The 21,750-nt window shown below is 63.3% G+C and carries 25 protein-coding genes and 1 riboswitch; of the genes, 8 read left to right on the forward strand and 17 right to left on the reverse strand.

What is annotated here, in order from left to right:
* A partial coding sequence (locus Q1V51_RS00055) for a trypsin-like serine protease (RefSeq protein ID WP_300551528.1) occupies positions 1–813 on the forward strand: 813 nt, incomplete at its 5' end.
* Positions 814–818: 5 nt separating this feature from the next.
* Here Q1V51_RS00055 and Q1V51_RS00060 read toward each other — a convergent pair.
* Positions 819–2,075: an alpha/beta hydrolase-fold protein gene (locus Q1V51_RS00060; protein WP_300551529.1), complete on the reverse strand. Its 1,257-nt coding sequence runs from the start codon at positions 2,073–2,075 to the stop codon at positions 819–821.
* A gap of 65 nt (positions 2,076–2,140) precedes the next feature.
* On the opposite strand from Q1V51_RS00060, the gene Q1V51_RS00065 reads away from it, so the two are divergent.
* Positions 2,141–2,776 (forward strand): lysoplasmalogenase, encoded by a 636-nt coding sequence (locus Q1V51_RS00065; protein WP_300551531.1) that lies wholly within the window; start codon positions 2,141–2,143, stop codon positions 2,774–2,776.
* Here the strand turns inward: Q1V51_RS00065 and msrA are convergent, their stop codons facing one another.
* From msrA to Q1V51_RS00090, 5 genes are all read right to left on the reverse strand, one after another.
* On the reverse strand, positions 2,777–3,301 hold the full coding sequence (msrA, locus tag Q1V51_RS00070; protein WP_300551533.1) for a peptide-methionine (S)-S-oxide reductase MsrA: 525 nt from the start codon (positions 3,299–3,301) through the stop codon (positions 2,777–2,779).
* Between the two features lie 130 nt (positions 3,302–3,431).
* Positions 3,432–4,319 (reverse strand): RNA polymerase sigma factor RpoH, encoded by an 888-nt coding sequence (gene rpoH, locus Q1V51_RS00075; RefSeq protein ID WP_300551535.1) that lies wholly within the window; start codon positions 4,317–4,319, stop codon positions 3,432–3,434.
* Between the two features lie 144 nt (positions 4,320–4,463).
* Positions 4,464–4,865 carry a DUF6768 family protein gene (locus Q1V51_RS00080; protein WP_300551536.1) on the reverse strand — a complete coding sequence of 134 codons (402 nt, stop codon included), beginning with the start codon at positions 4,863–4,865 and terminating at the stop codon, positions 4,464–4,466.
* Positions 4,837–5,430 carry a sigma-70 family RNA polymerase sigma factor gene (locus tag Q1V51_RS00085; RefSeq protein WP_300551538.1) on the reverse strand — a complete coding sequence of 198 codons (594 nt, stop codon included), beginning with the start codon at positions 5,428–5,430 and terminating at the stop codon, positions 4,837–4,839. Before Q1V51_RS00085 ends, Q1V51_RS00080 begins: the two co-directional genes overlap by 29 nt.
* A 60-nt stretch (positions 5,431–5,490) precedes the next feature.
* Entirely contained in the window at positions 5,491–5,913 is a 423-nt protein-coding gene (locus tag Q1V51_RS00090) for a hypothetical protein (protein ID WP_300551540.1), read from the reverse strand.
* A gap of 163 nt (positions 5,914–6,076) precedes the next feature.
* Here Q1V51_RS00090 and Q1V51_RS00095 point away from each other — a divergent pair, with 163 nt between their 5' ends.
* The gene (locus Q1V51_RS00095) at positions 6,077–6,598 is read left to right on the forward strand and encodes a hypothetical protein (RefSeq protein ID WP_300551542.1); all 522 of its coding nucleotides are present in this window, start codon (positions 6,077–6,079) and stop codon (positions 6,596–6,598) included.
* A gap of 6 nt (positions 6,599–6,604) precedes the next feature.
* Here Q1V51_RS00095 and Q1V51_RS00100 read toward each other — a convergent pair whose 3' ends face one another.
* A complete protein-coding gene (locus Q1V51_RS00100; RefSeq protein ID WP_300551544.1) occupies positions 6,605–7,006 on the reverse strand; it encodes a hypothetical protein in 402 nt (133 codons plus the stop codon).
* 157 nt (positions 7,007–7,163) lie between these two features.
* Between Q1V51_RS00100 and Q1V51_RS00105 the strand changes: the two genes are divergently transcribed.
* Together Q1V51_RS00105 and Q1V51_RS00110 are read left to right on the forward strand one after the other, a co-directional pair.
* On the forward strand, positions 7,164–7,727 hold the full coding sequence (locus tag Q1V51_RS00105) for an NAD(P)H-dependent oxidoreductase (protein WP_300551546.1): 564 nt from the start codon (positions 7,164–7,166) through the stop codon (positions 7,725–7,727).
* 129 nt (positions 7,728–7,856) lie between these two features.
* On the forward strand, positions 7,857–8,231 hold the full coding sequence (locus tag Q1V51_RS00110; RefSeq protein WP_300551548.1) for a DUF559 domain-containing protein: 375 nt from the start codon (positions 7,857–7,859) through the stop codon (positions 8,229–8,231).
* Positions 8,232–8,265: 34 nt separating this feature from the next.
* Here Q1V51_RS00110 and Q1V51_RS00115 read toward each other — a convergent pair whose 3' ends face one another.
* Positions 8,266–8,694, reverse strand: coding sequence for a hypothetical protein (locus Q1V51_RS00115; RefSeq protein WP_300551550.1), 429 nt, complete (start codon positions 8,692–8,694; stop codon positions 8,266–8,268).
* A 164-nt stretch (positions 8,695–8,858) separates the two neighbouring features.
* Between Q1V51_RS00115 and Q1V51_RS00120 the strand changes: the two genes are divergently transcribed.
* Positions 8,859–9,200: a hypothetical protein gene (locus Q1V51_RS00120; protein WP_300551552.1), complete on the forward strand. Its 342-nt coding sequence runs from the start codon at positions 8,859–8,861 to the stop codon at positions 9,198–9,200.
* Between the two features lie 335 nt (positions 9,201–9,535).
* Here the strand turns inward: Q1V51_RS00120 and Q1V51_RS00125 are convergent, their stop codons facing one another.
* Positions 9,536–9,901 (reverse strand): hypothetical protein, encoded by a 366-nt coding sequence (locus Q1V51_RS00125; protein ID WP_300551554.1) that lies wholly within the window; start codon positions 9,899–9,901, stop codon positions 9,536–9,538.
* Positions 9,902–9,984: 83 nt separating this feature from the next.
* Here Q1V51_RS00125 and Q1V51_RS00130 point away from each other — a divergent pair, with 83 nt between their 5' ends.
* Together Q1V51_RS00130 and Q1V51_RS00135 are read left to right on the forward strand one after the other, a co-directional pair.
* Entirely contained in the window at positions 9,985–10,677 is a 693-nt protein-coding gene (locus Q1V51_RS00130) for a hypothetical protein (protein WP_300551556.1), read from the forward strand.
* A 67-nt stretch (positions 10,678–10,744) separates the two neighbouring features.
* The gene (locus Q1V51_RS00135) at positions 10,745–11,365 is read left to right on the forward strand and encodes a hypothetical protein (RefSeq protein ID WP_300551557.1); all 621 of its coding nucleotides are present in this window, start codon (positions 10,745–10,747) and stop codon (positions 11,363–11,365) included.
* Positions 11,366–11,370: 5 nt separating this feature from the next.
* On the opposite strand, the gene Q1V51_RS00140 is transcribed toward Q1V51_RS00135, so the two are convergent.
* The 8 genes from Q1V51_RS00140 to Q1V51_RS00175 all read right to left on the reverse strand — a co-directional run bounded on the left by Q1V51_RS00140 (position 11,371) and on the right by Q1V51_RS00175 (position 21,704).
* Complete coding sequence (locus tag Q1V51_RS00140) at positions 11,371–11,652, reverse strand: hypothetical protein (protein ID WP_300551559.1); 282 nt, start codon at positions 11,650–11,652, stop codon at positions 11,371–11,373.
* Between the two features lie 758 nt (positions 11,653–12,410).
* Entirely contained in the window at positions 12,411–13,913 is a 1,503-nt protein-coding gene (locus Q1V51_RS00145) for a M12 family metallopeptidase (RefSeq protein WP_300551561.1), read from the reverse strand.
* Between the two features lie 205 nt (positions 13,914–14,118).
* Complete coding sequence (thiC, locus tag Q1V51_RS00150; RefSeq protein ID WP_300551563.1) at positions 14,119–16,005, reverse strand: phosphomethylpyrimidine synthase ThiC; 1,887 nt, start codon at positions 16,003–16,005, stop codon at positions 14,119–14,121.
* A gap of 19 nt (positions 16,006–16,024) precedes the next feature.
* Positions 16,025–16,867: an MBL fold metallo-hydrolase gene (locus Q1V51_RS00155; protein ID WP_300551564.1), complete on the reverse strand. Its 843-nt coding sequence runs from the start codon at positions 16,865–16,867 to the stop codon at positions 16,025–16,027.
* A riboswitch (TPP riboswitch) is annotated at positions 16,856–16,955 on the reverse strand. (Overlaps the previous gene by 12 nt.)
* A 363-nt stretch (positions 16,956–17,318) precedes the next feature.
* Positions 17,319–18,836, reverse strand: a complete 1,518-nt coding sequence (locus Q1V51_RS00160; protein WP_300551566.1) for a serine hydrolase — start codon at positions 18,834–18,836, stop codon at positions 17,319–17,321.
* 89 nt (positions 18,837–18,925) lie between these two features.
* Entirely contained in the window at positions 18,926–19,699 is a 774-nt protein-coding gene (locus tag Q1V51_RS00165) for an AraC family transcriptional regulator (protein ID WP_300551568.1), read from the reverse strand.
* A 96-nt stretch (positions 19,700–19,795) separates the two neighbouring features.
* On the reverse strand, positions 19,796–20,308 hold the full coding sequence (locus Q1V51_RS00170) for a hypothetical protein (RefSeq protein ID WP_300551570.1): 513 nt from the start codon (positions 20,306–20,308) through the stop codon (positions 19,796–19,798).
* Between the two features lie 106 nt (positions 20,309–20,414).
* The gene (locus Q1V51_RS00175) at positions 20,415–21,704 is read right to left on the reverse strand and encodes an adenylosuccinate synthase (protein ID WP_300551572.1); all 1,290 of its coding nucleotides are present in this window, start codon (positions 21,702–21,704) and stop codon (positions 20,415–20,417) included.
* Between the last annotated feature and the right edge of the window lie 46 nt (positions 21,705–21,750).

Genomic DNA, 21,750 nt, shown 5'->3' on the forward strand with positions numbered 1-21,750 from the left:
ATCGGCGATGGCACCTGCGCCGCCCGCTCGGACCGGGCCGACTGTTTCGGCCGCGAGCGCCCGATGGGCATTAATGACCATTATTTCGGTTTCGATGACCGGGTCTTCATGGACACATCGGCCTTCCCCTGGAGTGTTGTCGGTGAAGTCGAGTTCGACTCGGGCGGGGCCTGTACGGCGACGCTGATCGCTGAAAACGTCATCGTCACGGCGGCGCATTGCATCTCCGACAATACGACGATCGATGCCCGCGGCGTCTTCCGCACCGCCTTTGACCGGCGCGGCGGCCCTGAACAGGCCCGCATCACCGGGTATCTCATCGACCCGGAATGGAATGAGCAGCGCTTCACCTCCACCGACGAGATCGACGGCACAGACTGGGCGCTCCTGCGCCTGCGCCGGCCGCTGGGCCGCGAGCTCGGTTTTGTCGGCGTCCGTGCCCTGGTTGATAGTGAAGGGCGACGGGCCGCCCGCAATTTCCCGCTCTACCAGGCCGGCTATAGCTGGGACACGGGCGAGCACCTGTCCGGCAATGCCGGCAACTGCACCATGACGCGGATCTACAACGACAACACCATGGCGCATGATTGCGACACCACCCGCGGCGACAGCGGTTCCCCGTTCATGATCCAGGATGGCGACGAGTATTTCATCGTCGCGACGGATTCGAATTTCCGCTCCAATCCGGGTGGTCCGATGATCTACATCGCAGCACGTTCCGATCGTTGGGCAGACCTGGTGGATGATTTCGCCGCGGGGCAGATCGGCAATGATGGCCCGCGCCCCCGGGGTCCGGGCAAACCGCCGAAATAGTCAGGCTAGTCAGCGAGCGCGCTGGCGGTCTCGACATCCTCGAACAGCGCATCCAGGCTGGAAGCCAGCGCACCGCGCCAGCCTGCCATGTCATGGCCGCCGGAGAACTCGCGGTAAACGGCATCGTATCCGGCCGCGCTGAGGGCTTCGGTCATGTTGTGATTGGCGCTTTGCATGACGTGACCCTGATTGGTCGAGGTCACGACATATTCCAATGATCCGGCATTGAGGATGAAACGGGGTGCCGAAGCCGCTGCCGGTTCGAGGGAGCGGGCCAGCCATTCCGGTTCCTCATCCTGCGGTGACCAGTAGAATGAACCGGACATCGAAATCGCACCATCGACCTGGTCTGGATTATCCAACGCAGCAAGGGTCGCCGCGAGGCCGCGCCGGGATGCGCCCGCCAATATGAGCGGCCCTGTCATGCCCTTTTCTGCCAGGAAGGGCTGCAGCTCCTCACCGATAAAGGCGGACTGGTCCTGGTAACGCCGGTCAGCACTTTCGGGGTCCAGCTGATCGATCAGCACAACATGCGCCGGCGGCATCCGGCCCTGGTCGACCAGATTCTGGACAATCTCCCAGGCAGGGGCGCGTACGCCCCAGAGGAAGGAATCCCAGATCACAACGACAGGCGCGGCGGCCGGCGGGTTCCGGACAGCATGATGCTGCAACAGGACGGTACGCCCGAGGGCTTCGCTGTCGATAGCAAGGGCATCGCCCGGCCGGCGCTGCATGAAAGGCACCGGACGGATTGCAGTGTCGGCTTCCCGCGGTGCCAGCATCAGAACGGTTTCCGCCGACACGCCGCGCAGGCGTCTCCGGTTTTCGCTGTCAGCCATGCGGCGCGTTCCGGTGGTCAGCTCAACCAGGAAACTGTAGGTGGCCGCGACATCGCGTTCGACATCCAGGGTCAAGGTCCAGATCTGGGTCTCACCGAGCCGTTGCAAGGGCAAGGTGAAGTCACGCACATAATCGCTGACTTCGCCTCGCACATAGGGGGCGTTGACGACACTATCGAGGCGCACCCCGGTAATGCTGTCATGGCCCTGGAAGGCGAAAGTCACGCGTTTGAGGGCTGGATTATCGGGATGATCTTCCACCAGGGGGAGGCCGCGCCGGGACAGGTCGCGCCAGACCTCATCCTCGGCATGGGGACGCGAAGCCAGCACCGCTGACGCAGCCTCGACAGCCGGCGAGCGCAGCTCCACCACCGGGTCGGGCGCAGTGGCCGCCAACAGCCAGGCCGCACAAATGACGTACACGCTTTTCCTCATAGCCGCGGGAGTTTAGCCTGAAACTTCATCAGGGGAAGAGCGGGGGCAAACCGATGAACTTCAATATGCGGGACAAGATCATCCTGGCGGCGTCGCTGGCGTTCAGCCTCACCTATCTCCTGCTGGGCGAGCAAATCGCCTATCCGGCCAATGTAGTCTTCAAGGCGATGGGCATTGTCCTCTTGGGCTTTTACGCGCTTTTCCAAGGCAAGCCCGTGCTTGCCGTCGGCCTGTGGCTCGGCTCGGCCGGCGATGCCTTCCTCGCCATGCAGCCACAGGAAACCGCCCTCGGCATCGTGTCCTTCGGGCTCGGCCATCTGGTCTATATCGTGCTCTTTGCAGCGGTGCTGAAACAAGCCGGGTCGCGAGGCCTGCCCGGCTATATCGGCGCGGCCGCTCTGGCGATTTTCGGTGCGTTCATGCTGCTTGCCCTGCAACCGCATTTCGGCGAGCTGCGCATCCCGGCCAGTATCTACAACGCCATCATCATGATCATGGCCATCCTCGCCGTCATGGGGCGTGGCCCCGGGCTGGCGATTATCGGTGCCCTGCTGTTTGTCGTTTCGGATACGGTACTGGCCTGGCGCATGTTCGCCGGCGAGTTGGCCTGGGCCGGCTGGGTCGTGTGGGTGACCTATTATCTCGGACAGGCCGGAATTGCGCTGGGCCTGGCCCAGCACAAACCCTGATCAGACGGCTTCGAGCACGCCTGCAGGCAGCTTCCAGTCCGGCCGGACAAAATGGCAGGTATAGCCGTCCGGATAGCGCTCGAGGTAATCTTGGTGGAAGTCTTCCGCCTCCCAGAACTCGCCCAGCGGTTCAAGCCGGGTGACGACCTTGCCCGGCCACAATCCGCTGTCCTCGACCGCCTTGATCACGGCCTGGGCGATGCGCTTTTGCTCGTCATCGGCATAGAAGATCGCGGAGCGATACTGGCTGCCGATATCATTGCCCTGGCGATCAATCGTGGTCGGGTCGTGGATCTGGAAGAAGATCTCATAGATGCGCTTGAGACTGGTACGCTCCGGGTCGAAGACGATTTCGATGGATTCCGCGTGCCCAGTATGGCCGGTCTTGACCAGTTCGTAGGTCGCATTGGCAACGCGGCCGCCGGTATAGCCCACACGGGTCGAGATCACGCCGGGTTCACGGCGCATGAGATCCTGCATGCCCCAGAAACAGCCGCCGGCCAGGGTCAGGGTTTGCGTCGTCATCATCTCTCTCCCATCAACGGAAAGCGGCCAGGGCCGCACACTTAATCAATTACGCGTCTTCGCGCGCACATCAAGGCAATCCGGCGGGCCACCCCGCCGGTTTGTTCAGTTCGGATTACCGGCATGGCGCCTAGTTCAGCAGGCCCTGGTCTTCAGCCATCTCGCGCATCGCCTTTTGCAGTTTCTCAAAGGCACGCACTTCGATCTGGCGGATACGCTCGCGGCTGACGCCATAATGCTCGGCCAGCTCTTCCAGCGTCTTGGGATCCTCGCTCAGGCGGCGCTCCTGCAGGATATGCTGTTCGCGCTCATTGAGCTCGCCCATCGCCGATTGCAGCAATTGCATCCGGGTGTCGAACTCGTCGCTTTCGGCGAGCTCGTCTTCCTGGCTTTCCGCATCATCATCGGCCAGCCAGTCCTGCCATTGGCCATCACCTTCGGTTCCCTTGAGGGGCGCGTTGAGCGACGCGTCCGGCCCGGAGAGGCGGCCATTCATGGACACGACCTCATCATGGGTGACGCCCAGCTTGGTAGCGATTTCCTCGACCTGATCGGGCTTGAGATCGCCCTCATCAATGGCCTGCATCTGGCTCTTCATCCGGCGCAGGTTGAAGAACAGCTTCTTCTGGGCCGCCGTCGTGCCCATTTTCACCAGCGACCAGGACCGCAGGATGTATTCCTGGATCGAGGCACGGATCCACCACATGGCGTAGGTCGCCAGGCGGAAGCCCTTGTCCGGATCAAATTTCTTTACCGCCTGCATCAGGCCGACATTGCCTTCGGAGATGACCTCCCCGATCGGCAGGCCATAGCCGCGATAACCCATGGCAATCTTGGCCACGAGACGAAGGTGGGAGGTGACCAGCTTTTCAGCCGCATCGGTATCGCCGTGCTCACGCCAGCTTTTGCCCAGCATGAACTCCTCGTCCTTCTCCAGCATGGGGAAGCGGCGAATTTCCGACAGGTAGCTGGAAAGCCCCTGTTCAGGAGACAGCGTTGCTGCGAGTGCGTTGGCCATAAACCTATCCTATCCCTTTACCGGTACGCATGGCCAGCCAGACCATAATCCGGTTCGAGGACCTATTTGGGGAGCGATTGAACGGAATGCTAGGGGCTCACGGCGCTGTGAAGCCGAGTTGATCAGAAAACCCCCTGCACCCGCTCAGGATTTTGCCTCCACCTGATCTCGGTGCTGGGCCCGAAGCATCTGTAATTCCATACGCTTCACCTCTCGCAGCACCTGATTGGTCATGATCTGCTGGAACAATATTCCGCGCAGGAAAAGGACAATTTGCAGACAGGCAAGACTGCCCAGCCCCCAGCGCATCGCCAGAATGACATCCGCCTGTTGGAAAAATTTCCAGCCGGTCCACAGCATCAGGCCGAAGAAAATCGGCACCATCACCATCACCGCCGCCATCACCCAGCCCAGGCTGCCAGAGAAGATCGAGAAAATCTGGGCAAAGAAACCCGGCGGTTCGGCATAGCGCCCAAGCAGCTTGCGATCTTCATCATCGAGCGCCTCGCTGATCAATTCATCGAGGTCCTTGTCGGCATGACTCATGGGTCTCTCCATTTTCTGCGGTTTCCAGTGCTGCCCGGACCTTGCGGCGGGCATGCATCAATCGTGTTTTCACTGTCCCGGCGGGGACATCGAGCGCGATGGCGATCTCTGCCACGCTCATTTCCTGACGGTGATAGAGCGCCATGGCGGAGCGCTGGTCCGGCGGCAATTGCGCCATCGCCCGGGCCACCCGAGCAACGTCCAGGCGGGTTTCCATCTGTGCTGCCCCGTCCAGCGGCGCAGCCGGCTCGGACTGCATCGCCGCTCGTGTGCGACGCGCACCCTGGCGCTTGCGGATCAGGGCGGCAGTCTTGCGTGTCACAATGCGATGGGCCCAGGCCGGGAAGGCTGCCGTGTCCTGCAGGCCGCCAAGCCCGCGGACAATGTCCAGCCAGGCGTCCTGCAACACGTCCCGCGCCGCATCCGCCTCACCGCAAAGCCTGTAGGCATGGCGCAGGAGATCGGGCTGCCAGAGCCGGGCGAGGCGGTCAAAGGCCCTGCGGTCGCCGGCCTGGGCGGCTGCGACGAGATATTCGCCAAGGACACGCTTCTTATCGCGCCGCATGCGCGGGGCCTTTCCCTTTGCACCTGGCCCGGAAGGGCTGTGCTGTGTTTATGTGTGCACTCAAGCGCACACCGGGTTCAATGCACAGGACCAAATTCCGGCGCCAGAGATCAGCGCCGCCGCGGCCGGGAAGGCGAAGACAGAGATGCCGCGCACCAGCCAGGCCGGCAGGTGATCGGCCCACCACAGCGCGTAGGACACATGCCAGCGGCGCGGCAGCACCAGGATCAGCACCGAACTGGCCACAAGAAAGACGCCGGTCCACATGAATACCCCGGGGTAAAGCGCGCTGCCGCTCGCCGCGATCATCGCCAGCCCGAAAGCGCCGCGGATCAGGAGTTCACCGGTATGGATAAGCAGCGTGCTGGCCGCCTGGCGCAGCAGGTAGAGTGCCCAGTCCGGCTGCACCGCCATGATGGCGCCGACGACGAAGAGCCAGAGGGTAAAGGCAACCATACCCCAATAGGCGAAATGCTCGATCATGACCGTTCCTCATTCAGTCGGTTTGAATGAAAGGTGCGCCGCACAGCCAGAACGGTTCAATCACGGCTTCAATTCAATACGGCCATTTACTGGCCCGGCAGGTCAGGCCCGGTTCATTTACGCCTGTGCTAGGGTGCGGGAACCATTTAGGGGAGGCTCGAATATGAACCGTTTCACGCAAGTCGTCGGTGTAAGCGTATTGGCCGCAATATGTACCGCGAGCGCTGTATCTGCCCAGTCCATGAACCGGCCGCTGCCACAAGCCCGCCAGCAAGCCGAACTGCCCTTGTGCCGCGACGCCGAGCGCGGTCAGCGCTGCGTCACTCGCTCAGGCCAGGAGCGAATTCGCGGCCAGCGCGGCGATCGCAATCAGCTTGGCGGTAGAGAGCCCGGGTGGGGTGTTCAGACTGCCGCGCCCACAGAACTCGGCGGCGGTGAGCCTGGCTGGGGCGTGGATACGCCCAACCGCAACCAGCTCGAAGGAGCCGACCCAGGCTGGGGTGTCGATGAGGCCGAGCCCAATGAACTGGGCGGCGGCGATCCGGGCTGGGGACGGCCGGCGCCTGACGAATTCGGCGGCGAAGACGCGGGCTGGGCCAATCGCGCAGCGGACGCCGACGCGTCCTCGCGCCGTCAGCCGGACACGCGCAATATGGCTCAGGAACCGGATAACGGTCCAGACTAGGGGGCGCTAGCCAGCCTTGGCCGGCGACACTTCCAGGCGCAGATAGCCGCGCTCGACCATGCGGCGCATCGCGTCATAGGCCTCGGACAATTCCTCATAGGCTGCGCGAAGAAGCGTCAGGCGCTCGACCTCGGTTTTTTCCAGCGGTGATCGGCTGCGCGCAGCCGACATGGCGGCATCAACCCAGGCACCGCGGGCCTTGGATGCGGACAGGGCGAGATTCTGGAAGTCCTCGATCCCGACCGTGTGAATGGTCTTTTTAAGCACCGCCTGATTGGCCGCGAAAACGGTGTAGTCGATCTGTTCAAGATGACCGCGCAATTTGCGCTGCTCGGCAGGGCTCTGCACCAGGTCCGGCTCGAACCGGTCAGACACCCTGCGATAGCTGGAGGTTACGGTTTTCGACATCACCCATTCTCCTCTCTGGAGCCTATGAAGCCCACACTACCCGTCAGGGTTTAAGTAAGTTTGAAGGCGCCATTCGCAGCGACGGCCTGCTGACAAAGCGGTTCCGGCACCCTAGATGGCGACAAGGCCCGCCATTCAGCCTGTCTGGAGATCCCCAATGTCCGTCCCGAAAATTCTCGTCATCCCCGGTTCCGCTCGCAAGGACAGCTTCAATCGCAAGCTGGCCGCCCATGCTGCTGAAAAGGCAGGCCGCCTGGGTGCCGAGCCCACTCTGCTGGACATGAATGCGTTCAACGCGCCGCTTTATCACGGTGATCTGGAAGCCGAGCAGGGCCTGCCGGAAACGATGCGGACGCTGCGGCAAATGATCGGCACGCATGACGCGCTCATCGTCGTCAGCCCGGAATATAACGGCCATGTGCCGCCGCTGCTGGTCAATGCCTTCGACTGGGTCTCCCGGCCCGATGGCGAGGACAAGGACAATGTCTTCGCCGGCAAGTCTGCCGCCGTCATGGCCGCCTCGCCGGGCCGACTGGGCGGCGCCCGCATGATCCCGCGCCTGCGCGCCTTCCTCACGGATCTGGGCGTGATGTGCCTGCCAGGTCAGGCCTCTGTGGCCAGCGCCTTCAAGGCTTTCGACGAGAGCGGTCAACTGACCGATGAACGCGCTGCGGCCCAGGTCCAAACGCTGGTTAAGCGGCTGATCGACTTACACCGATAATCCGGCGCAAGCGTGATGACGGTCACGGGCAAGGCCGCGGCCGCGGGCTAAATTCGTTACGATTCAACACTCAAAGCTCCGGCCGAAACGCGAGCAGCGGCGCCGGGCGTGTGTGCAATGGAGCGTAACGTGTCCAAATCCTCTCTCCGCCCCGGCCCGCCCACCACCTCCGGCAAAGCGGCCCGCCCACGCCGCTACCAGGATGCGCGTATCGCCTTGTGGAAGCGGATCTGCGCCGGCCAGATCGGCGGGCATGACTTCCGACCGGATGTCGAGATTGCCGGCCATCGTGTCGATTTCGCCTGTGAGACCGCTCACCTGGCGATCGATATTCACGCCGGCAGCGAGGTGGACCTTGGTCAGTATGACGAAAGCCGCGTCGCCGAGATCGAGGCAGCAGGCTATCTGGTTCTGCATGTCTGGCGGAATGATGTCCTGCACGAGCCGGAGAAACTTATCCCGCTGATCGCCCGCGCACTCATTTGGCGCAATACCCGGCCGTAAGCGCCCATAGCGCCATAGCGCTAGGCCTGGTGGACTAGGCGAAACTCCGCCGCCGGCGCCAGAGCAGGGCCAAAAGTACCACCTCCGCGCTGAAACTGAACATCCAGGTCGCCGAGGCGTCGAACTGGGTGTTCGGGGCGAGCAGGACGTAATCCATCAGATTGGCAATCAGTCCGGCCATGGCCACGGGCAGTACCTGGGACTTGCGCAACAGGAGCAAGACCAGGATCAGCAGCTTTGTCAGCCACCAGATGTAGAATGCCGCCACGCTGAGCGGGCTGAGGACCTCGGTGAAGGCATAGGCATCGAAAGGCAGCAGACCCCGTGGCCAGACCTGCAAGCGCACCGCAATGTCGAGCACGGCCCAGAAACTCGAGTAAACGAGCAGCCCCGCCAGGACAGTCACCAAGGCGAAAGTCTCGATCCGGTAGCGGTTTAGCGGCGAATGGGACGGTGAAGACACGCAGGAACTCGCTGTTTGGTTTTCTCCCGTAACAACATAGCCTGCTTCGCGTCGCGGGCCAGCCCGCACAACAAATTCGCCTGCGAGGAGAGTCGCGGTGCGTTCCTCCCCAACCTGAATTAACTGTAATCTCCAACTTCGAGGTCCTGGGGGGACTGACTGATATGCGTATCCTGGCTTTTATCCTGCTGGCGGCCCTGGCCGGCGGCATTGCCTTCACCACCATGATGACCGAGGTCGACACGCTCGAGGGCGAAGCGACCGAGGCTGTTGAAACCGAAGCGGTCGAAACGGAAGCTCCGGCTGAAGACGCGGGCGACGCCGCAGCCGCAGTCGCTGCCGCTGACGGAGTCGATGACGCTGTCGAGGCGGTCACCGATGCGGTCGATGCCACCGCCGATGACGCCGCGGATGACGCGGGCGACATGATGGACGACATGGCCGACGACGCCGAAGACGTCCTCGAGGACGCCGTGGAAGACGCGGCTCCGGACGGCGACGAGTAAGTCGCTCATCCACATCCGGAAATGACGAACCGCCGGTCTGTTCCCGGACCGGCGGCTCTGATTGTTGCGATTTATGGGTTCGGCCTGGATCGGGGGCACGCCCCTAGACCCGTTGTCGCTTGGCCATGAAAAGCGTCAGGCGCGCAGGACTGCCTTTGCGTCCACACACTTTTCCGACCCAAGACCCAAACCGGTAAAACCACTGATCATCGGATCACCTCCTTTCGCTTGTTGATGTTGGAAAGGAGGCTAGCACGTCTTGCCGCCGCGGCAAGCGGCGGGGCCGCCCGCGGGAGAGGCCGGAGGCCGTGTCACACAGCCCTCGGCCCTTTGCCCTAGTCGCGCCGCTCAGCCGTCCAGGCCATCAGGAAATCCCGCCCGGTCGACAGGGTCTGACCCTCAAACACGCCGTCCGGCCCCAACCGCCCCGAGGTCGCATAGGGTCCGCTGCCATCCGACGTAATCACGGTGATGACCCAGTCCTCGCCGCGCCGCGTATAGCGTCCGCTTTCAAACCCGCTTTGATAAAACGCACCCGCCAGCGTCCCGTCTTCATTGACCGCCGTGATCTCCATCACCGTGACCGAGGGCGGCGCATCGGGGCTGAAATACAGCGCCACATCCCAGGTGCCGAGCAGGTCCTCGGCGGCAGGTTCGGGTTGGGCAATGAAGGTGCTGGCGAGGGCGAGGAGTGTGATCATAGGGCGAGACTAGCACAGCAAACGCCCCTGTCTTCAACCACAGCGCCGGGTTATGTTTTCTTCCGACAATCAAGGGGGACATCATGACCTGCAATCCGTTCACCATGCTGCACCGCGCCGGCGCCTTTATCGCCCTGCTGGGCACCATCATCGCCATCAGCACGGTGCCGGCCCTTGCCCAGGGCGCGCCGACCCAGGCACTGATCGACCAGCTCAATGCGCGCGGTGAGCTGATCGAGAAGCTCCAGGCCGGCGGCTATGTCATGCTGATCCGCCATGAGCGTACCGAAGTCCCTTCGCGTGCCGATGATTACGCCCAGGCGCCCGGCGAATGCCGCGCCCAGCGCAATCTCTCCGTCGCCGGTATTGCCAGCGCCCAGGAGACCGGCGTCAATCTGCGCGCCCTGGGCATTGAAACCGCCCGGGTCATCTCCAGCCCGATGTGCCGCAGCACCGAGACCGCCCGCTTCGTCTTCGGTGTCGGGTATGAAACCGATCTGCGCCTGCTGCACCACGACCCTCGCGGCGAGCGCAATCTCGATGTCGCCACGGCGGAGATGCTCGACCTGCTGAGCGAACTCGCCCCGGAAATGGATAATGGCAATATCGCCCTCATCAGCCATGGCGGCACGATTTTCCGCGTCACCGGCCTCTTGCTCTCGGAAGGTGAGACCGTGGTCCTGCGCCTTGATGAGAACGGCGGCTTCACCGTGGAAGGCCATTTCATGGGCGGCGATTTCGGCCGCAATGCCCGTATGGCAATCGACGCCGGCTAGGCCATAAAACGCGTGCCCAGCCGGTTGATGACCGCTAGGCTGATCATTCGACCTCGAGGACACACCAATGATCCAGTCTCTCACCCTGACCGCGGGCCTCTTGATGGCGGTGCTGGTCCAGACCGGCGATCCCGTCACCACCGAGACCGTGCCGCGCCAGCTCATCTCGCTGGACGGTGCCGCTGCCGAGGCGGTGATCGCCCAGGCCAGGGCCGAGGTCTGCGGCGAGGGCCCGTGCGATTATGTCTTCACCAATGCGGCCGAGATCGCCGGCTCGATGTGCTGGAATGATGAGGAAGCGGCGCAGCTTTACTGCCGCGGCGCCGTTGTCGGCACGCAGGCCGAGGGCTGTGAGCCCGGACCGGGCGGGGCGCTTTATGATTGCTGGACGCACGAAATGATGGAGGGCTCGGTCAGCGCTGCCCTTACCGATGACCCCCGGCTCGCCACCGGTGAGCTTCACTGGATGAGCTATGACCGGGGCGGTGATGGCGTTTATGACATCCTGGAATCGGCCTATTGCGCCCAGCCGCCAGAAGGCGCCTGTACCCGGATCTACAATATCGGCGTCATCTCCCGCCCGGATAGCGACGCCTATTCGCTGATCTTCGAGCATTGCTGGGACGATGCCGAAGCCGGGCTCGCCCGCTGCCGCCAGGCCATTATCGGGGTAGCGGGCGAGAACTAGCCCCCTCACCGTCTGGCGAGGTCCTTCAGGAAGGCCATGCCGTCAAACTCCGGATCCTCCGCATCATCCTCGAGCACGGTATTGACCGAAACGGCCAGGCGGGAGGTTTTGATCCGGTCGAGCAACAGCCCCGCCGTTTCTGCCGCCTCGCGGCTTTCACGACGGGCCAATTGCTGGCGCATGGCATCATAAAGGCCCTGATAGGCGCGATATTCCATCGCGGCGGCCTCGAACTGGATTTCAGGCGGCAATCGCACCGTGGGGTATTTCATTCGACGGCGTGGCATGGGAACTCCTTTTCCAACGCACATCCAGACAGGGGTTCTCGCTCGGCCAGGAGTTCCTGGCCGAGAGGAGAGGACGTGCGGAATGCCGGCCGTGCCGGATCTCTAGTATTTGTTTGTGTGGCATGACCTGGCATCCCGCACGCGGAGCTTTCCCGGACCGTCGCCGGACCGTGTCCAATCGGGGAAGTAGGAGCGGTCGGTCGTTTAGTGCCGCTGCGACCTCCCTCGACGCCCTGCCGGAGGTGGATACGCGTCACCGCACCCACCGCGGACAGGCTCCGCTGGCTTCCGGGCAATATCGACGTGCACATCGCCTCTCATCCCGGGAGCTGGGGGGATTATCGCCGAGCGCCACCGACCGGGGATATCTTTCCCCTCATCCCGGGCTTGATCCGGGATGAGGGTTTTAGGTGTTGATATCCCACCCCATTTTCCCCCGGATTTATTCCAAGGCCTGCTGGAGACAAATCCGTCAATGACTCCAGGAACCGCCAGCGCCCAGAGTCATCCACGCCGGGATAACGCCAGGCCCCGACATGACGTCGGGGGAAAGGAATTGTTCGATGTCACAGCGCCCGTCATCCCTGACGCAGGCCCCGCGCAAGCGGGGCGCAGATCAGAGACCTCGATGAACCAGGCTGGGTCCCGCGTAGCGGGGGAGTGGGTGACGCGGCGAAGCCGCCGCTAAAACAATTCCGAACTGGGGAAAACAGGTAGGTGTGCCCGTTCAATCTGGTCGCAAAGCGTGACGTTGATCGTCACGCTCGCCAATAGATCCAGGCCCCTTCGCCACGGCCGATGAAACAGCGCCGGCGATAGCCGCCTTCCTGCACCGCATCAATCAGCCTGTAGGCATCGCTCATGTCCAGATCGGCGGCGAGAATATAGCTCCGGCGTTCGCCGCTGCGCCTCAGCGTATGCGTTACCCGCCAGCGATTGCGACCATATTCGACCGCCGCGAGCGTCAAGGGGTCGAAGGCATCGCAGCGCTCGGACGGCCAAGCGCCTTGCGGTGGTGCATCGTTGACGAAATGCACGACCGGACCCTGGCTATCATTCAGGCGCACCGAACATTGTTCGTCGATGCCATAATGGCGCATCATGGCGAGAGCGCCACGGGCATTGGCTTCTGCGCCAGCCCCTTCGCCGAAACGCGCCAGCACGGGAGACCGCATTGGCCGTCTCAGGACCACCGCCCAGCCATCCGCTCGCTCCTCGACAGCGAGGCGGCGTGGACGGAAATTGACGCATTGCCGCGTGCCATAGGCCTCGGCGATTCCGGCGATATCGAGCGCAGTCAGCCGACCGGTGGGCCCCATCGGCGTGCCGGGCACCAGCGGTTCAAGCGTGGTGCGCTTATTCCCCTCCGCATCAAGCCGTCCGAAGGCGTCGAACGGGTAATGCATGATCGACTGGTAATCGTAGGGACCGAGCGCGACCACGTGGCGATAACGATGGAAATTATGCTCGCGGTTGTCCCGGATATTGTTCCAAATTACGCGTACATGATCGTTCCGGTCCGCGCGTTGCTGTTCGTGCCGGAAGCCGGCCGCATGCAGGAATTCATGCGCTACAGATCCAGGTCCGCAATCATCCGACAGGCCCAGCGTCTGGCGTCCGCCGCGACGCCCGATGTGGGACCAGCAACCGGATCCTTTGTAATTCACATAAATATGGTGACGCTGTGTGGTACGCTCCACCAAGACCAGATCCGTATGGTCGGTGATAAGCGAAATCCCTTCCTCGATATCCGCGCGCAGTTCCGGCGGCAGGTCTTCAGCGAGCTGATAGACCAGGACGCCTCCGGGCCAGCGGAAACGGGTATTATTCTGCACGGCCAGCGGGTTCTGTACCGTGCGCAAATCGCCATTGTTGGAAGCGGCCTGCTCCGCCGCCAGGATTTCCTCTTCCGTGCCCAGAATGATATCGCCGCCGTGCACGGCATAGCCGTCGATGATCTCGTAGGGGACCTGCTCGGCTTGCTCATCGCCCGGGAACAGAAAAACGACTTCCCCGGTCCGGCCCGCCGGGCCGAGCTCGTCGAGCCAGTCGTCATTGTCGAGCACTTCCTGGGGCAGGCGATTCAGCACCGGCAAGGGCTGGGACGGCGAGCGCTGCAAACGCAGGCTGCGCTCACCGTCTTCCGCCTGGCGAACATCGCGGGCCGGCTCGATCTGCTGGAGCGTATGTCCTGCCTGCGGCGTCAAAACCGCGCTGCCAACCAGCACCGCCAGTCCGATAAGGGTCGGTGTTCTGATCATATCTGCCCCCGGGTCCAATTGCCTTCCTAGAGTTTATCAGCCCGCCCATCTGCCTCAAGCGAAACTCTGGCTGGGATCCGAACTCTGTTCGGCGCATTTTGGAGATCAGACATTGGTACGACCTCGACACGCTCAAAGGCCGCAAAATGAGGTCATCCCAGCGAAGGGCTTGATCAAGATAACGATACGTGTAGGGGCTAGCCGATTAATCAATCGGCTCCCGCTTCTCGCCCGTCTCAGAGAGATAAATCTCCCCACCCTTCGCCTTGAACTCCGCCGCCTTCTCCGCCATGCCGGCGGCGGCTGCGTCGGCCTCGACCTCATTCGGCGCCCGCGCGGAGCCAAACCGGTTCCGGATCTCCTGCGTGATCTCCATTGAGCAGAATTTCGGACCGCACATGGAGCAGAAATGCGCCACCTTGTGGGCTTCTTTCGGAAGCGTCTGATCGTGGAAGTCGCGGGCGGTTTCCGGGTCCAGCGCCAGGTTGAACTGGTCCTCCCAGCGGAATTCGAAACGCGCGCGTGACAGGGCGTCGTCGCGGATCTTGGCGGCCGGGTGGCCCTTGGCGAGGTCGCCGGCATGGGCGGCGATCTTGTAGGTGACGACACCGACCTTGACGTCATCACGGTCGGGCAGGCCGAGATGTTCTTTCGGGGTGACATAGCAGAGCATGGCGCAGCCGAACCAGCCGATCATCGCCGCGCCGATACCCGAAGTGATGTGGTCATAGCCCGGCGCGATGTCCGTGGTCAGCGGCCCAAGCGTATAAAACGGCGCCTCGTGGCACTCCTTGAGCTGCTTGTCCATATTCTCCTTGATCTTGTGCATGGCGACATGGCCCGGCCCTTCGATCATGACCTGGCAGCCCTTCTCCCAGGCGATCTTGGTGAGCTCGCCCAGCGTTTCCAGCTCGGCGAACTGGGCGCGGTCGTTTGCATCCGCAATAGAGCCCGGGCGCAGGCCGTCACCCAGGGAGAAGGAGACGTCATAGGCGCGCATGATGTCGCAGATTTCCTCGAAATGGGTGTAGAGGAAGCTCTCCTTGTGATGCGCCAAGCACCACTTGGCCATGATCGAGCCGCCGCGCGAAACAATGCCGGTGACACGGTCGGCGGTCATCGGCACATAGGCCAGGCGCACGCCGGCATGGATGGTGAAATAGTCCACGCCCTGCTCGGCCTGTTCGATCAGCGTGTCGCGGAACACTTCCCAGGTCAGGTCCTCGGCGATGCCATTGACCTTCTCCAGCGCCTGGTAGATCGGCACCGTGCCGATCGGCACCGGGGAATTGCGCAATATCCATTCGCGGGTGTTGTGGATGTTCTTGCCGGTCGACAGGTCCATCACCGTGTCACCGCCCCAGCGGATCGCCCAGACCATTTTCTCCACCTCTTCCTCGACCGAGGAGGCGACGGCGGAATTGCCGATATTGGCGTTGATCTTGGTGAGGAAATTACGGCCGATAATCATCGGCTCGAGCTCGGGGTGGTTGATATTGGCCGGAATGATGGCGCGGCCGCGGGCGATCTCGTCGCGGACGAATTCCGGGGTGACGAATTCCGGGATGGAGGCGCCGAAACTCTCGCCGTCCTCCATGCGCTCCTTCGCGCCCTCGACGGCCTGTTTGCGGCCGAGATTTTCGCGCTCGGCGGCATAGACCATTTCCTCGGTGATGATGCCGGCGCGGGCGAATTCATATTGCGTCACCGGCTGGCCATCCGTGCCCTTGAGCGGCTGGTGCTGGGTGGGAAATTCGCGGGCGAGGTATTTGCCGGTGGCCCCGCCATTATCGAGCGGCGAGAGCGGCCGCCCCTCATAGGCGGCAAAACCGCGCTTGGCATACCAGTCGAGACGGCGGCGCGGCAGGCCTTTCTCGACATCGATGGTCTCGTTCGGATCCGAATAGGGCCCGGACGTGTCATAGACGCGCACCGGCGGCTCATTCGCCGTCGGGTGCAAATCGATCTCGCGATGCGGCACTTTCAGCGCCGGCGCTGCGGCCGGAGAGGTATAGACCCGGCGCGAACCCGGCAGCGGACCGGTGGTGACTTCGGGAGTCTCGAACGAGGCCTGGTCGGTGGGTTTATTCATGGGGAGACTCCTTGGGTCGTCAGTCGTCGTCGGAATGGGGGTGGATGCCGCGCGTTTCACCGGACTGGGTGAAGAAATCCTCGCGGCTCGCCGTCACCTCGATGGGCAGGCGGATGGGGGTGTGGATGCCGGTGATGTCCTCGGCATTGAGCCGGGCGCGCACCGTGTCGCCGCCCCAGCGCGAGATCAGCCAGTAGGGCGGAAAGGCGCGGTCGGTGCGGCGTTCGGCGAAATGTCCGGCATGGGCGTCATAGGCCGGCATGTCCGGCGTGGCGTCGCCGAGATGCATGACGGTGGCAGCGTCGTTGAGGGTGACGCGATAGGCCATGTTCTGGATATGCGCCCGCCCCGGCCCGCCAGCATGCGGGATGTGCACGGCGCTGACCTCGATGGCACCATCGGCCAGGCTCAGGGCCTGTGCTTCGGAGACGAAGGGCATGATGCGCAGGCGGGCGTCGAATGCGTCCGACCAGCCCGCCGCGCTCTGCATCTCCAGCCGTGCCTGGTGCGGGGCCACGAGGATGACTGTGTCATGGCGGGCGAGATAGGCATTCATCTCTTCGGCATCGAAATGATCGCCATGCACATGGCTGACAAAGACCGCATCAACCCCGTCAAAAGGTGCCTCACCGGCCATCATCGCCGCCTTCATCTCGGCCGGGATCAGCGGGTAGGTATTGTAGGAGTTGGTGAACAGCGGATCGAACAGGATCTTGGTCTCACCCGCCTCGATCAGTACCGCCTCATTGGCGAGGAAATGCGCCGTCGCCGGATCATCCGCAACGGGATGGGCGTCAACCGGCGCACTGAGCGCCGCAGATACACAAATCAGGCTCGCCGCAAGGGCGATGACGGGTTTCATGTCCGTTCCTCCGCCGGTTCTAGCCGGATCAGGTTCAAAGGGTACGTCTCAGTCCCGGATCAAGTCCGGGACGCCCCTCGGCATGTCTGTGTGGCGAAAATGGACGCGCCCGCTGGCTTTGGCAAGGATGTGATCACCGTCACGCCTGCCGGACGGCGATAAGGTTAATATCCCCATCGCCTATCCCGCGACGGGGGCCCTTCACGGGGGAAGGATGTGCCAGGGAGGCGGTGCGGCGACCGACACACGACTGCGGCGGCCAGGCCCTCACCCAAGGGCCAAACATACCGCGCTGGACGCCGCGATCCCGGTCAGCTGCCTCTGACCGGACGCCGCACCGCTTCCCGCTTTTTCTGCACGCGCCCATTCGGCCCTCACGAAGCAAACGGGCCGCACAAAGCCAAACGGGCCACTCTGGGAGCAGCCCGCCTGACAGGATGATCGCGACCGCTTAGTCGACCCGGTTATAGGTCTGCCCATCCCAGACAAAGCCGGACACGGTGCCGTCCTCCTCACGGGTAAACGCGACCGCTTCGGGGCGGTCATAATGGACATTGCGGGCCCCGAAGAGGTTCTCGCTCGCCGGGGTGAGATAGACCGGGTAATCACCGACCCGGCCGCGCAGGGCACCTTCCTCGACATAGGTCTCGACCGTCAGATAAGCGCTGTATTCATTGACGAAACGGCCGGCATAGGCCTCCAGCTCCTGCGCGTCGGGCGACCAGGTCCAGCCGCCCCATTGCGGATCATTGGCCGCCTCTTCCGCCCGCGCGGCGAAGATCTGGCCCAGCCGTTCAATGCGTTGCGGATACTGGCCGATGCGAAGCTCGCGCATGCGCTCGGCATTGGGATCATCGGTCAGGAATTGCAGATACATGTCGACCGTGCGGCTGGTCACCCAGCCGGTCATGGCGTTGGAATTTGAGAAGGCGGCAATGCCGATGCCCAGGTCCGGCGAGAAGGCCATCATCGTTGCCGCACCGGTATAACCGCCGCCATGGATGTAGAGGCTGTGGCCGTCTTTCTCGCAGATATTCCAGCCGAGGGAGTATTGAGAGCAGACCTGCTCATAGGCATTGCGGCGGTCTTCCATGCCGGTCTCGACATGACCTTGCTGCGCCTCGGCGAGGGCGCTCGCCGTGATCAGACCCGGCCCTTCGCCGCGCAATTGCATTTGCAGCCAGCCCGCCATGTCATTGACCGAGGTGACCATGCCGCCGGCCGATTGCATGATCGCATCGGTCTTGGGACGGACCTCCTGCCAGCCCTCGCCGCCTTCGGCCAGGATGTGGTTCCAGGACTGCCCATCGAGGCCGAAATCGGAGGTCCGTGCCGAGGTGTGCTCCCAGCCCATCGGCTCAATGATGACCTCGTCGAGCCAGTCCTGCCAGGTCTTGCCGGTCACGGTTTCGAGGATGGCACCGTAGATGTTGTAGCCGATATTGGCGTAGTCAAACCCCGGCTCGCGGGCCTCACCGAAGGCGGCGATCAGGGCCGGGTAATCGTACGGCTCGACACGGGTGACATAGGCTTCCAGGAAGGTGATGACATCGACATTGAGCGGCACCTGGTGGCTGAGCAGGTCGCGCATCGTCCAGGCCGCCGGGTCGAGATCGCCGGGCAGTTCGAGGTCGGGCCAGTGATCGGCGATGGTGGACTCGAGGCTGAGCACGCCCTGCTCATCAAGCACGGCGGCGACCAGCCCCATATAGGCCTTGGTCTGCGAGGCGATATAGATCGGCGTATCGGCGGTCAGCGCTACACCGGTCGAAGCCCGCTCGACCCCGCTGACATAGTTCAGCAATACCTCGTCCTCAGTCACCACAACGGCGGCATAACCCGGTCCCAGATCAGGAATGGCTGCGAGAAATTCGCTCAGGCGGTCAGCGGCGCCCTGAGGGGTGTCGGCCAGAGCTGCAGTGGAACTCAGCGCCAGAGCAGAGGCGGCCAGGAAAGCGGTACGGAACATGTGGGCACTCCTTGAGGGGCATGTGGGTATCTTGCCCGGGAGTATGACGGCAACACGCACCGGGTTCTTGTACGGGCGTAACCTGTTTGTCAGGCCGCCAACAGACGGCTCAGCCGGCGCGGGGCGAAGCCGGTCTCGCGCTTGATCCAGCGATTGAGGTGAGCCTGGTCGGAAAAGCCTGCAGCATAGGCCGCATCGGCGGCGCTCTGCCCCTCCATCAGGCCGCGCAGGGCCCTGGCAAGGCGGACACGGGTACGATACAGGCTCGGCGCCATGCCGACATGGCGGGCGAAGCTTCGTGACAGGTGCACGCGGTGCACCCCGGCCTGGGCAGCGACGGCCTCCAGGTCGAGCTCGTTCTCCTCCTCGCGCAATTGCTCGCGTACACGATCGATCCAGACCGGGGTGGCGTCGCGGGCATCGGCCGGGGCAGCAAAGGCCCGGGCGACCAGATCATTGAGGGCCCAGCCGGCCTCCTCCCCCCCGGCCGCCAGCAGCGCCGCCAGGGCCGGAACCGGGTCACGCCCGTCGCGCTGTTCACGCTGACGCGCCCAGCCCCAATCGAGCCCGGCCTGGCCCAGAAGGCCCGGCAGGCGATCCTCCTCGACATTGACGGAAAGGATGAGCGAGCCGTCGCGGCCATAGCGATTGGCATGACGGCAATCGGCCGGCTTGATGCCCAGGCTCGGGCCCAGCACCTCGATATCATGGCGCCCATGCTGCTCGGCCAGCTCGCCGGCGAGGAGCCAGGAGAGCTGGGTATAGCCGTGCGTATGCGGCGCCATATCGGCACTGGCACCGTAATGGCTCAGGCGAACCTTGACGCCATCGGTTTCAAACAGGGTTTTCTGTCGTATCGGCATGGGCTTCGTCGCGATCTGCTTTCCCGCATACGAAGGTGATGCTTCCCAGCCCCTGAATGGATGATGACGTTGGTGTAACCTCGTCCGTCAACGCGCCTAGTTTGCGGCCAGGGCTCGGCCGTGACAGGCATCAAACAGGCCGAGAAAGGCGCGGGCCTCCTCGTTTCCGACCCGCCCGGCATCGCTGAGATAGGCCCGGGCGCGGTAATGATCCGGCTCGCCGCGACCATCCGACAGCATCAGACCGACCAGAAGACCGGCAAAGGCAGTACCGCGATTATGGAAGATATCCGCCATGGCGGTTTCAGCCCTGCTCTCATGCCCGGCCCACTCATAAGTCGCCAGGGTCAACAGGGCGAGCGAGCGCTGGCTGGACGCATCGCCGGCTCGCATCAAATCCCCGCCCCAGTAAAACGCCGCCGCTTCGCGGGGCACCTGGCGCTGGGCAGCCAGTTGATCAAGCGCCTGCCCCATGCCGGCCGCGGCGCGATAAAGATAGCTATCGCGATGCTCGGCAAAACGGTCGCAATCACTGGCCTCGGCGGAGGCGGTCACGGCGAACTGCAGGGCGATGCTGGCAGCGGCGGCAAAAGCGAAACGAATGGGCATGGGGCAGATCCTCCAGAAGTCAGAGGAGAGCCTGCCTGTCCCGCTTTAAGCCGGGCTCAAAACGCGCGCCCGGATTTAAGACGAATTTTCAATAATAGCTGGGAAACTAGCCCCTGAACGGGTCCTGCATCAGGATTACGTCCTCGCGTTCCGGCGAGGTCGAGAGGAGTGCGATCGGGCATTCGATCAGCTCCTCGACGCGGCGGACATATTTGACCGCCTCGGCCGGCAGATCGGCCCAGGAGCGGGCACCGGCAGTGGAGCCGGACCAACCATCGAGCACTTCATAGACCGGTTTGACACGCGCCTGCGCTTCCTTGCCGGCGGGCAGGTAGTCGAGGCGTTCGCCATCGAGCTCATAGGCCACGCAGACATGGAGTTTCTCGAAGCCGTCGAGCACGTCGAGCTTGGTCAGGGCCACACCATCGACACCGCCGACGCGCAGGGTCTGGCGGGTGATGACGGCATCGAACCAGCCGCAGCGGCGCTGACGGCCGGTGACGGTGCCGAATTCATGGCCGCGCTCGCCGAGGCGCTGGCCATTCTCGTCAAACAGCTCGGTCGGGAAGGGACCCGCGCCGACGCGGGTCATGTAAGCCTTGGCGATCCCCAGCACATAACCGGAATCCTTCGGCGCCACGCCGGTACCGGCCGCGGCCTGGCCGGCGACAGTGTTGGACGAGGTGACGAAGGGATAGGTGCCGTGGTCGACATCGAGCAAAGCGCCCTGGGCGCCTTCAAACAGGACTTTTTCGTCAGCCCGGATGGCGTCGGACAGGACGCGCCAGACCGGAGCGGCGTAAGGCAGGATTTTCGGTGCGATCTCGAGCAGCTCGGCGACCAGTTTTTCCTCGCTGTATTCGTCAAACCCCATGCCGCGGCGCAGCGCATTGTGGTGATGCAGGATATCGGCGACGCGAGCGCGCAGCGCCTCTTCATCGGCCAGGTCGACAACGCGAACCGCGCGGCGGCCGACCTTGTCCTCATAGGCCGGGCCGATACCGCGACGGGTGGTGCCGATGGCCTCGCCGTCATCGCGGTTCTCGCGCATCGCGTCGAGTTCGCCATGGATCGGCAGGATCAGTGCGGCGGTCTCGGAGACTTTCACCAGATCCGGGGTAATATCAACGCCCTGCTCGCGGATGCGCTCAACCTCAGCCGCAAAGGCCCAGGGATCGACAACCACGCCATTACCAACAAGGGAAAGCTTGCCCTGGACGACACCGGAGGGCAGCAGGGAAAGTTTGTAGACATTCTCGCCGACGACCAGGGTATGACCGGCATTATGGCCGCCCTGGAAACGCGCCACGACATCAGCACGGTGCGAGAGCCAGTCGACCAGCTTGCCCTTGCCCTCATCGCCCCACTGGGCGCCCACCACGGTCACATTTGCCATGCCAGCCTCCGGAAATGTCTGCGTGAAGCGCCTATGTGTCACGAAG

Origin of the sequence: Maricaulis sp. (assembly GCF_030149235.1) — a bacterium.
GTDB lineage: Bacteria > Pseudomonadota > Alphaproteobacteria > Caulobacterales > Maricaulaceae > Maricaulis.